This is a genomic window from Lampropedia hyalina DSM 16112, assembly GCF_900129055.1.
In the GTDB taxonomy this organism is placed as follows: Bacteria; Pseudomonadota; Gammaproteobacteria; order Burkholderiales; family Burkholderiaceae_C; genus Lampropedia; species Lampropedia hyalina.
This window is the reverse complement of sequence record NZ_FQUZ01000010.1, coordinates 1-11495: the sequence shown is the minus strand read 5'-3', so window position 1 is coordinate 11495 and position 11495 is coordinate 1. Positions and strand designations below refer to the sequence as shown.

At 56.0% G+C, this 11495-nt stretch carries 11 protein-coding genes and 1 riboswitch; of the genes, 9 read left to right on the top strand and 2 right to left on the bottom strand.

The window, feature by feature from the left end; translation table 11 throughout:
• Positions 1-66 precede the first annotated feature (66 nt).
• The 4 genes from BUE21_RS05530 (at position 67) to BUE21_RS05515 (ending at position 4504) form a co-directional block, all read left to right on the top strand.
• The gene (locus BUE21_RS05530; protein ID WP_073355556.1) at positions 67-1038 is read left to right on the top strand and encodes a sulfurtransferase; all 972 of its coding nucleotides are present in this window, start codon (positions 67-69) and stop codon (positions 1036-1038) included.
• Positions 1039-1301: 263 nt separating this feature from the next.
• The gene (locus tag BUE21_RS05525; RefSeq protein ID WP_084522916.1) at positions 1302-3098 is read left to right on the top strand and encodes a glycosyltransferase family 39 protein; all 1797 of its coding nucleotides are present in this window, start codon (positions 1302-1304) and stop codon (positions 3096-3098) included.
• Positions 3082-4053 (top strand): glycosyltransferase family 2 protein, encoded by a 972-nt coding sequence (locus BUE21_RS05520; RefSeq protein ID WP_073355553.1) that lies wholly within the window; start codon positions 3082-3084, stop codon positions 4051-4053. Before BUE21_RS05525 ends, BUE21_RS05520 begins: the two co-directional genes overlap by 17 nt.
• A complete protein-coding gene (locus BUE21_RS05515; protein ID WP_084522914.1) occupies positions 4043-4504 on the top strand; it encodes a GtrA family protein in 462 nt (153 codons plus the stop codon). The genes BUE21_RS05520 and BUE21_RS05515 overlap by 11 nt, the downstream gene beginning before the upstream one ends.
• 17 nt (positions 4505-4521) lie before the next feature.
• On the opposite strand, the gene BUE21_RS05510 is transcribed toward BUE21_RS05515, so the two are convergent.
• Both BUE21_RS05510 and BUE21_RS05505 read right to left on the bottom strand, forming a co-directional pair.
• A complete protein-coding gene (locus BUE21_RS05510) occupies positions 4522-5250 on the bottom strand; it encodes a glycosyltransferase (protein ID WP_234971062.1) in 729 nt (242 codons plus the stop codon).
• Positions 5251-5338: 88 nt separating this feature from the next.
• Positions 5339-5815 (bottom strand): YhbY family RNA-binding protein, encoded by a 477-nt coding sequence (locus BUE21_RS05505; RefSeq protein ID WP_073355549.1) that lies wholly within the window; start codon positions 5813-5815, stop codon positions 5339-5341.
• Between the two features lie 96 nt (positions 5816-5911).
• Here BUE21_RS05505 and BUE21_RS05500 point away from each other — a divergent pair, with 96 nt between their 5' ends.
• The 5 genes from BUE21_RS05500 to BUE21_RS14430 all read left to right on the top strand — a co-directional run.
• Entirely contained in the window at positions 5912-6568 is a 657-nt protein-coding gene (locus BUE21_RS05500; RefSeq protein WP_073355547.1) for an RlmE family RNA methyltransferase, read from the top strand.
• Between the two features lie 170 nt (positions 6569-6738).
• Entirely contained in the window at positions 6739-8667 is a 1929-nt protein-coding gene (ftsH, locus tag BUE21_RS05495; RefSeq protein WP_073355545.1) for an ATP-dependent zinc metalloprotease FtsH, read from the top strand.
• A gap of 88 nt (positions 8668-8755) precedes the next feature.
• The gene (gene folP / locus BUE21_RS05490; RefSeq protein WP_073355543.1) at positions 8756-9610 is read left to right on the top strand and encodes a dihydropteroate synthase; all 855 of its coding nucleotides are present in this window, start codon (positions 8756-8758) and stop codon (positions 9608-9610) included.
• Between the two features lie 113 nt (positions 9611-9723).
• Positions 9724-11052 (top strand): phosphoglucosamine mutase, encoded by a 1329-nt coding sequence (glmM, locus tag BUE21_RS05485; protein WP_073355542.1) that lies wholly within the window; start codon positions 9724-9726, stop codon positions 11050-11052.
• 31 nt (positions 11053-11083) lie between these two features.
• Positions 11084-11196: riboswitch (TPP riboswitch) on the top strand.
• Between the two features lie 52 nt (positions 11197-11248).
• Positions 11249-11495, top strand: a 247-nt coding sequence (locus BUE21_RS14430) for a transposase (RefSeq protein WP_073355541.1), incomplete at its 3' end; no start/stop codon positions are given.

Sequence of the window (11495 nt, the reverse complement as noted above, 5' to 3'; positions counted from 1 at the left end):
AGCATGGCAGTTCTTTCGAGAAAACAGCCGTTCTGGAACACCTTCTTATCGGTACGGGGCAGTCTCATGACCACAGCGACAAAAAAACCTATTTTTTCTCCAGCAACCATTCGCGCACTGGTACGCACGAGCGTGGTGGGCGTGGGCACCGTGTGGGCCACAGTGGCCATGGCCGCGACCGCTGTTCCAGATGGAGCACTGGTGTCCACCGAATGGCTGGCCGACAACCTGAACCAGAAGAACATCCGCGTGATTGAGGTCAGTGTCAATCCGGGTGTCTATGAGCGTGGGCATATTCCGGGAGCCGTCAATTTTTCCTGGCACACCGACCTGAACGATACGGTGCGCCGGGACATCGTCAGCAAGGAAAATTTCGAGAAACTGCTTTCCACGGCGGGCGTGGATGACAACACCACCGTGGTGCTTTATGGCGACACCAACAACTGGTTTGCGGCCTGGGGAGCCTGGGTATTCGACATCTACAACGTCCAGAATGTGAAGCTGCTCGATGGGGGCCGTGTCAAATGGGAAGCCGAAAACCGGCCACTGAACAACCGCGTACCGGAATACGGCAAGACCCAATACACGGTCTCCAAGGTCAATGAGAATCTGCGTGCCCGTCTGGGCGATGCACTCGCCGTAGCCGAAGGCAAGAGCGAGGCCAAGCTGCTGGATATTCGCTCTCCCGATGAGTTTTCCGGCAAGATTTTCGCGCCTTCCGGGGTGATTGAACTGGCGGTGCGGGCCGGGCACATTCCCGGAGCCGTGAACGTGCCCTGGGGGCAGGCCGTCAATCCCGATGGTACCTTCAAGTCGGCTGAAGACCTGAAGAAAGTCTATGGTGCCGTGGGGCTGGATGGCTCCAAACCCATCATCACCTACTGCCGCATTGGCGAACGCTCCAGCCACACCTGGTTTGCATTGAACAAAATTCTGGGCTATGAGGTCATCAACTACGATGGTTCCTGGACGGAATACGGCAACGCTGTCGGTGTTCCGGTTGCCAACCCCAGCGGCACGGTCTGGGCGGCCAAGTAAACCAGCCAATCGAAAAGGCCCGCAGAGGTCGCTTCCTGTACATTTTTTGAGCAAGGTGTTTTCATGTCCACTTCGGTGGACATTTTTTTTGGATGCAAAATTTCGGCTGCTTGTCATCCAGATGAAGATACAAATGGTAAAGTCAGTGCTTTTTGCAGCATGAATTCTGTTGGGTGAAAGCCATGGGGCCGATGGGTGGCCCGGAAGAAAACAGCATGGGGAAAAATCCGTAAAAACAGTGTGTCTGTTTGCAAAGTCAATCTATGTTTGCCAAAATCAGTTTTATTTTTGAGCAGTACTTTACGCTTTTTGTTTTTGTTGCTTCATTTTATGGATATGGAAAAGTTGCGAATGCTGGACTCAGGGTTCCAGTTTTATCAGATGCCGTATTGCAGGCTGTGTTGCGCATCGTGCTTGGAATGGGGGTGGTGATTATCGCCTTGCAGGTTCTCGGACTGTCTGGATTTTTGAATCGAAGTGCAGTTCAGATTGTGTTAATAATAGGATTGGTTATTGCATCAATTGATTTTTATGAAAAAACAGTAAGCCAGATCAAGCAAAAAAAATCAAGAAATATATGGTATTGTCTGTTGGTTGGTGTGTTGTTCCTTGCTTTGGTGGCTCCTACACTGGCATTGCCTCTTTACCCACCTGTTCATTGGGATGATTTGATGTACCATCTGCCGCATGTTCGGGAGTGGGTGCAGGCAGAGAAAATAACGATCAATGAATGGTTGCGCTATCCATATTTTCCATATAATTTCAACCTGCTTTATGTGGCAGGAATGGCGGTAGGCAGTGAGCTGAATGCCAATATGCTGCATGCCTTGGCTGGCTGGCTGATTGCGATATTTATTTTTAGATTGGTTGAAAAAAAATTTGGCATATTGCCAGCTGTGCTGGCAACTGCCATTTGGGTGTCAGTCAGTCAATGGCTTTTCCAGACTTCCTATATCGATTTAGGCGCCGCACTATTCATATTTGCCAGCTCGATTTCCTTGATGATATGGATTCGAGAAGAGGACAAGAAAGTTCAATCTCCTTGGCTAGGGGTTGCCGCATTTTTCATGGGGCTGGCGGCAGGAACCAAGTACCAGGCATTCACTTATCTGCCATTCTTCATGGTGACCGTGCTGTGGTATGAGCGTCGGATTGTGGTATGGATGAAGATTGTATTGGTCTTTCTGCTACCCTGTATTTTTTGGTATCTTCGCAATGGATTGCTCACGGGCAATCCTGTGAATCCCTTGGCAGGTGGAGTTTTTGGTTACTTTGACTGGAATCAGGGCGATTATGACTATCAGTTGTTTGATTTGAAAAATGCCAGGAACTGGCCACCCAAGGTGTTGTGGGCTGGATTGTTGTTGCTGTTTTTTCCCGCTGCATGGCGCGACAAGGCGGTGCGCTGGTTGATGCTTTTGAGCATCTATGCCGTGCTGGTATGGCTGGTGACTTCACACTATGATCGTTATCTGTTGCCGCAGTATCCGGTACTGGCTGTTCTTGCGGCACTTGCTCTGTATTATGCCGGCTCTTTTGTCTTGTCGTCGAAGTGGAAAAATGCAGTGTATTCAATATGGCATGAATCCCATCGTATGGCTGCGCCATTGTTGGCGGTGACTGCATTGGGATTCATGGTGCATGCTTGGCCGATTACATACAGGACATTTGCCGCTGTGCCTGTCACGGTGCAAGAGCGGCATGTCTATATTTATCAGCGCGCGATGGGATTTGGGCTGTTGCTGAAGTTGAAGTTGGATTTTCCTGGGGAGAAGGTTTATCAGGTGGGCCTAGAGGGTGGAATTTTCTATGGGCCAAAGCCTGTATATGGTGATCATTTTGGTCCATGGCGTTATCGGGATTTTATCTATTTGCCGATGCAGGAGTTGCATCGAAAGTTGATGCAGTACGATTTCGATATTCTGGCCCTGAGCAAGGCCAAGGTTGAAGAGATGGAGACGAGTCCTGATTTCTGGAAGTATTTTGAAAAAGTGGCCGAAGATAATGGCGACACAGCATATCGTTTATGGAGAGACGACAAAAATGAATATTCAGAATAATTCCGTCCAGGCCACGGTGGCGGTGGTCTTGCCGTGCTTCAACGAAGCGGCGGCCATTGGTGCTGTTCTGGAAGAGTTCGCCCAGGCACTGCCTGAAGCCCGTGTGTATGTTTTCGACAACAATTCCACCGATGGAACCGCTGCGGTGGCGCGCGCCGCAGGGGCTTGCGTGGTGCATGTGGCCCGCAAGGGCAAGGGCAATGTGGTGCGGCGCATGTTTGCAGACATTGAGGCAGACGTGTATGTCATGGTCGATGGCGATGCAACCTATGATGTCTCCAACATTCGCCAGCACATCAACCTGCTGCTGGCCCAGCGGCTGGACATGGTGGTGGGGTGCCGACAGGACGATGGCCACGATGCCACATACCGGCGCGGCCATCGCTGGGGCAATGCGGCTTTGACCGGCTTCGTGAGCTGGCTTTTCACGGGACGTTTCAACGATATGCTCTCCGGCTATCGGGTGTTCTCGCGGCGGTATGTGAAGTCGTTTCCTGCCATGGCGCGCGAGTTTGAAATTGAAACCGAATTGACGGTTCACGCGCTGGAGCTGCGCATGCCGACGGCTGAAGTCGATATCCACTACCGGGCACGGCCAGAAGGATCGGTCAGCAAACTCTCCACCTATCGGGATGGGTGGCGTATTCTCAAGACCATTTCCAAGCTGTTCATCAGCGAGCGACCCCTCGCGTTTTTCAGCATCATCAGCCTGTTGCTCGCCTTGTGTTCCGTGGCATTTAGCATTCCACTGCTGCTGACATTTATCGAGACTGGGCTGGTGCCCAGGTTTCCGACGGCCATTCTTTCGCTGGGCTTGATGCTGTCTGCCATGCTGTCCTTGGTGTGCGGCACGGTATTGCACACGGTAACGATAGGGCGGCAGGAGGCCAAACATCTGGCTTACCTTGCCACACCTGCCTTCGAGCTGGGCAAGGACGGCAGCAATGTGCCCTGAGTCTGCCAGCAAGAATCAGCATGGCAGGGTCTTGACGCTGGGAGAGAAAATACGGCGTTCAACCCTGCTGCGTTTTGGGCTGGTGGGGGCACTGGGGTTTGTCGTGGATGCGGCGGTGCTCTATGCGTTCTCCGGGGCAGTCGGCTGGTATGGCGCACGCGTGTTGTCGTTTCTGGCTGCTGCCAGCTTTACCTGGGCCCTCAACCGCAGATTCACTTTTGCGACTGCGAACGGATGCAGGCTACGCAGGCCATCCATATGGCAGGAATACATGCAGTACCTGTTTTCCATGATGGCGGGAGGACTGGTGAACTACGCAGCCTATTCGATGGTGATTGCCTCCTGGCAGGGCACATGGGTGCCTTTGTGGGGGGTGGCTGCCGGCAGCATTCTGGGCCTGGTGGTGAATTACGCATTGGCGCGCTATCTGGTGTTTCGCACCAAACCTTGAACCTGCTCAGCGGCGACTCACTCGTGCCAGTGCTGGGCAATCCACTGGGCCGGGCGAATGTAGCGGAATCGCCGGTTGCGCTTGCCTGCCAGTGCATCGGGCGGGTTGCATTCGCCATGGAAAATCACCACTCTGGCATTAGTGGGCACAAAAGGCGGTTCCCAGTAATTGCGCGGCCATGTCGGAATGCCGTGGTATTTGAAACTGGGGCACCATGCTTGCGGCCAGTAAGCCAGTTTGCCTTGCCGGTGCAGGAAGTCGGAAAGGTAGGCCTGTTCGTTGCGAAACTGTTTTTGCACCTGCGCCACGTTCTGCTGAAAATAGGCAATCACATCGGTGTGCGCCCCGATTTCGTAGCGGTACACCGAAGAATTGCCAGTGATGCGGCGTTTCTTCCAGGGGCGGGCGTAATCGTGGATGATGCGGAACGCCCCCGGCTGGGTGAAGAAGTCATCCAGGGAGCCGACCACCACCACATCCAGGTCCAGAAACAGGGCCGTGCCGTGCAGGCCGTATTTTTCCGACAGGTCAGGGGAGAATGTCGCTAGCTTCTTCCAAGCCCGGTCGGGTTGGTCCGGGTAACGTTGCCAATCCAGTTCGGGAATAGGGAAACATTCGACTTCGGGACGCACGCCCTGGGTGTCATCGGTCAGGCAGATGAACCGGAAGGCTCCTTGCAAATGCCGCCTGCTCATGGCGTAGAGGCGGTTCACATATTCGGGGCCGTACTTGGTTCCCCACTTCATGCACAGTACAAAACGTTGCGAAGCGTCGGTCACAGTGGTTGCTTTCTCACAGGGGCGGGAACGAATGTGCGGTTGGTTTTAGCGAGCTTCAGTCGAGCGAACGTTTTTTCAGTGATGCCTGACGGGGTTTGGCTTTTTTGACTATGCCACCGGCTGTCAGCCGCTGGTTGCCCAGCACGCGCAGAAACTTCACTTCGGGTTTCTGGCCCGCGACCTTGCTGTTTTTCACGACCTTGAATTCTGCCGGGCCGCGACCGGCTCCTTCGGCCTTTTCGCCAGCGGCCTTGACGGCAGGTTTGCGCCACACCACCAGCAGTTTGCCGATGTGCTGTACAGCGGCGGCGTGGAGTGTGTCGGTCAGACGTTGCAGAATGTCCTCACGCTGGCCGCGATCATCGCTGAAGACGCGGATCTTGATGAGTCCATGTGCCGAGAGTGCATGATCGACCTCGCGTTCGATGGCCGATGTCAAGCCACCCGCGCCAATCATGACGACAGGGTGGAGATGGTGCGCCTGCGCGCGCAGTTCGCGCCGTTGCGCGGGAGTGAGTGGGATTTGTGCCATAGGCGCGTATTATCCTGTTTTCCCATGGCTTGAGGGAGGCCAAGCTGGCACTTGGTTGTTTTCTCAGTCCGTGAAGATGTCATTATTCATTTTTTCATGAAAATCAACACCAAAAGCAAGAAGGTCAATAAGGCTTGGCTCAATGACCATGTGAACGATCCCTGGGTGCAACTGGCACAAAAGGAAGGCTACCGTGCGCGTGCCGTGTACAAGCTCAAGGAAATCGACGAAACCCTGCGCCTCATCGGGCCGCACGATGTGGTGGTGGATCTGGGTTGCGCCCCCGGTGCATGGAGTCAGTACCTGCGGCGCAAGCAAAAAAGCGGGCAGGGCAGCGGTGAGGCTAAAGGCCTGATTGTCGGCGTGGATCTGCTCGAAATGGCTCCCATCGATGGCGTGCATTTCATCCAGGGCGACTTTCAGGATGAAGCCATCTTGCAGGCATTGCAGGCCACTTTGGCGGGCCGTGCCGTGGATGTGGTCGTCTCCGACATGGCCCCCAACCTCAGTGGCATTGCCTCGGCAGATGCCGCGCGGGTGGAAAACCTGATTGAGCTGGCACTGGACTTTGCCCAGCACCACCTGCGTCCGGACGGCAGCATGGTGGCCAAGGTGTTCCATGGGGCAGGCTACGATAATCTGGTGCGAAAATTCCGCGATACGTTTGTCCACAGCAAGCCCTACAAGCCCAAAGCATCCCGCGACCGTTCGGCAGAAGTCTTCCTGATCGGGCAGAAGCTGCGCCATCCCTGAATGTTTCGCGCCTGAACCCGGCTCGGGGCATATGGCCCAATCCCTTGGCAATGACCCCGAAAATCACCATTTGCCCTTGAAAAGAATAAAATATGCCTCAAATGTTTTTCAGAAATGCCACATGGGGTTGGCTGGCGTTGGAGACATTCTTCTAAATTGGGAGCGTTCGCTTGAATAATCAATGGATTTCCAAAGTCGCGATGTGGCTGGTCTTCGTCGCTGTCTTGTACACCGTGTTCAACCAGTTCGATACTGGACGCAACGCTGGTGCCAAGGAAGTTTCCTATACCGAATTCGTTCGTGCCGTCCAGGCCGGCAATATTAAAAGTGCGGTTCTGGCCGAAAGCGTGACAGGGGGTGAAATCCAGGCTGTGACGGCAGACAACCAGCGGCTGCGCACCACTGCGACCTTCTATGACCGCGATCTGGTCAATGACATGCTGAACAACAACGTGGAATTCAGCGTCGAGCCGATCAAGGAAGCTTCGCTGCTGCGCCAGTTGCTCATCAGCATGGCCCCGATTCTGCTGATCGTGGCCGTCTGGGTGTACTTCATGCGCCAGATGCAGGGCGGCGGCAAAGGCGGCGCGTTCAGCTTTGGCAAGAGCAAGGCGCGGATGCTGGATGAAAGCAACAACTCTGTGACCTTTGCCGATGTGGCTGGAGCCGATGAGGCCAAGGAAGAAGTCAAGGAAGTCGTGGAATTTCTGAAAGACCCACAGAGATTCCAGCGTCTGGGTGGACGCATTCCGCGTGGCCTGCTGTTGGTCGGCCCGCCCGGAACCGGCAAGACCTTGCTGGCCAAGTCAATTGCTGGCGAGGCCAAGGTGCCATTCTTCAGCATTTCCGGCTCTGACTTCGTGGAAATGTTTGTGGGTGTGGGTGCTGCACGCGTGCGTGACATGTTCGAGAACGCCAAGAAAAATGCGCCCTGTATCATCTTCATCGACGAAATCGATGCCGTGGGTCGCCAGCGTGGTGCAGGCCTGGGTGGCGGCAACGATGAGCGCGAGCAGACCCTCAACCAGATGCTGGTCGAGATGGATGGCTTCGAGACCAACCTGGGCGTGATCGTGGTCGCGGCCACCAACCGTCCCGATATTCTGGATGCCGCGTTGTTGCGCCCTGGTCGCTTTGACCGTCAGGTTTATGTATCGCTGCCGGATGTGAAGGGGCGTGAGCAGATTCTGAACGTGCACATGCGCAAGATTCCCGTAGGCCCGGACGTGAATGCCAATGTGATTGCCCGTGGCACTCCCGGCATGTCGGGGGCCGATCTGGCCAACTTGTGCAACGAAGCCGCGCTGATGGCGGCACGGCGCAATGCCCGCGTAGTGGAAATGCGCGATTTCGAGGCCGCCAAGGACAAGATTTTCATGGGCCCGGAACGCCGCTCCGCAGTCATGGACCCGGAAGAACTCAAGAACACCGCCTACCACGAGGCAGGTCATGCCCTCATTGGTCGCCTGTTGCCCAAGTCCGACCCGGTGCACAAGGTCACCATCGTGCCGCGTGGACGTGCCTTGGGTGTCACCTTCACCCTGCCGGAAAAAGACCGCTATGGTTACGACAAGGAATGGGCATTGAACCGCATTGCCATGCTGTTTGGCGGACGCATTGCCGAAGAAGTGTTCATGAACCAGATGACTACGGGCGCATCGGACGATTTCAACAAGGCCACCCAATTGGCTCGTGACATGGTCACGCGCTACGGCATGTCGCAGGAGCTGGGGCCGATGGTCTATGCCGAAAACGAAGGTGAGGTGTTCCTGGGACGTTCCGTCACCAAGACCACCAACGTCAGCGAAGCCACCATGCAGAAAGTCGATGTGGAGGTGCGCCGCATCATTGATGAGCAATACGCCTTGGCACGCCGCCTCATCGAGGAAAACAAGGACAAGATGCACGCCATGGCCAAGGCTTTGCTGGAGTGGGAAACCATCGAGATTGAGCAACTCGATGACATCATGGCAGGTCGTGAACCCAAACCTCCCAAGGGATGGGCACCACGCAATCCGCCAGCCGATGGTGGCAGCGGCGGCAGTGCCGGAGGCGGAGCGAACAGTGTGGCTTCCAGCCCTTCGCCCAGCGCAGCCTGAGAAAGTGTCTGAAGGTCTTTTTCTCTGAAGATAAAAAAACGGGGCATATGTCCCGTTTTTTTATGTCGTTTTCCATTCGATCCCACACATGACCGCATCTCTCTCATCCTTCTGGCAAACCAGCCGCTTTCGGATTGATCTGTCACATCCGCGCATCATGGGCATTGTCAATGTCACTCCAGACTCTTTCTCGGATGGCTCGCACCATGCCACCTTGCCGCTGGCCATGCAGCATTGCGAGAAACTGCTCCAGGAGGGTGCAGACATTCTCGACATCGGCGGGGAGTCCACCCGTCCAGGCAGCCCAGCGGTGACACTGGAAGAAGAATTGCGCCGTGTGTTGCCTCTGGTGAAGGAGGCTGTGAAGCTGAATGTCCCGCTGTCGGTGGATACCTACAAGCCCGAAGTGATGCGGCAGGTGCTGGATGCAGGGGCTGACATCATCAACGACATCTGGGCCTTGCGCCAGCCGGGCGCGCTGGAGAGTGTGGCCCGTCATGCCTCCTGTGGTGTGTGCCTGATGCACATGCACAACGATCCCCAAACCATGCAGATAGCCCCCATGCAGGGTGATGTGCCGCAGGCTGTGAAGCAGTTCCTGCATGCGCAGGCCTCGCGCTTGCAGCAGGCCCGGATTGCCAGCGACCGCATCGTGCTCGACCCTGGCATTGGCTTTGGCAAGACCGTGGCCCAGAACTTTCAATTATTGGCCCAGCAGGACGATCTGCTGGAATTGGGCCATGCCGTATTGGCAGGCTGGTCGCGCAAATCATCCCTGGGAGCCGTGACCGGGCGGGAGGTGAATGCCAGAATGCCGGCCAGCATTACGGCCGCATTGCTGGCCGTGCAGAAAGGGGCCACGATTGTGCGCGTGCATGATGTGGCGGCGACACGCGATGCGCTCAGGGTCTGGCAGGCCGTGCAGGCACCAGATTCTTGCTAGCATTTTTGGGTGTGGTGGTTGTACGGAACAATCCGTTACCATCATGCCCTCCAAACGGCAACAGCCCCTGCATGGCTGCCTGCCTTCTATGACTTTCGATATTTTGAAACCCCATGGCAAACCAGTATTTCGGCACAGACGGCATTCGCGGCACCGTTGGCATCCCTCCCATCACCCCCGACTTTGTATTGCGTCTGGGCCATGCCGTCGGGCGGTTGTTGAAAGAGCAGGATGCCAGCCCTACCGTGCTGATTGGCAAGGACACCCGCATTTCGGGTTATATGCTGGAGAGTGCACTGGAGTCTGGCTTCAACTCAGCGGGAGTGAACGTGGTGCTGCTGGGGCCGGTGCCCACGCCTGCTGTGGCATACCTGACACGGGCATTGCGTGCCAGTCTGGGGGTGGTCATCAGTGCCAGCCACAATCCGTTCGACGACAACGGCATCAAATTCTTCAGTGCCAACGGCAGCAAATTGTCCGATGGCTGGGAAGCCCAAGTCGAGCAGCGATTGGCACAGGACTGTGTCTGGGTGGCATCCGACCAACTGGGCAAGGCCCAACGCCTCAATGATGCAGCAGGCCGTTACATTGAGTTCTGCAAGAGCACGTTCCCACACGCGCTCAGCCTCAAGGGCATCAAACTGGTGATCGATGCGGCCCATGGTGCCGCCTACCAGGTTGCTCCCCGCGTGTTCCATGAACTGGGTGCGGAAGTTATCTCCATCGGATGCGAGCCCGATGGGCTGAACATCAATCGAGATTGTGGAGCCACCCATCCTCAGGCCCTGATCGACGCAGTGATCGCGCAGCATGCCGACTATGGCATTGCCTTGGATGGCGATGCCGATCGCCTGCAAATGGTCGATGGCAGCGGCAGGCTGTTCAATGGCGACGAACTGCTGTACCTCATGGCCAGGGAACGCCTCAACAGCGGTTTGCCGGTTCCCGGTGTCGTCGGAACGCTGATGACCAATTTCGCCGTGGAGCGTGCCTTTGCCGATCTGGGGGTGGAATTGGTGCGTGCCAAAGTGGGGGATCGCCATGTGCTCGAAGCACTGGAGCAGCGCGGCTGGCAACTCGGAGGCGAAAGCTCCGGGCACTTGCTGGCATTGGACCGCCATACCACGGGTGATGGCATCATCAGTGCCTTGCAAGTGCTGCAAATGGTGGTGCGCGAGAACACCAGCCTTGGCAAGGCCCTGTCGGGTTTGGAGCTGTATCCCCAGACGATGATTAATGTGCGCCTGCAAGGCAAACCCGATTGGCGATCGAACACTGTTTTCCAGCAAAAAATCCGCCAGGCCGAGGCCGCGCTGGGCCAGCAGGGTCGGGTACTGGTGCGCCCCAGCGGCACCGAGCCCGTGCTGCGTGTCATGGTCGAGGCGCAGGATGCCGCGCTGGCCCAACACTGGGCGCAAGAACTCACTGCCAGCCTGGGATAGCCAGCGCAGGCGCGGCTGTCGGTAGAATCTCCCCTGTTCCTGGGGGAGCCTGTCGAGGCTGAGATTCGGTGACTGCCGTGGTTACCGTAACCCTTTGAACCTGATCCGGGTCATGCCGGCGAAGGGAAGGAGAATTGCAGTGTGAAGTTCCCCCCATTGACCGGACACCTTATATTTCTCAAAGAAGGAGTCCATCATGTCTTCAAAACGCCCGCAGTATCCACCTGAGTTTCGCAGTCAAATTGTTGAGCTGGCCAAAGCAGGTCGCACACATGCTGAACTTGCCCGAGAGTTTGGATGCCACGCCACCAGCATTGGCACCTGGGTTCGCCAGAGTCAAATTGATGAAACCGGCGATACGTCTTCAGATGCACCGTTGAGCACCGCTGAGCGCCAAGAATTGACCGCATTACGGCGCGAGCTCAGGCAAGTTAAGCAGGAGC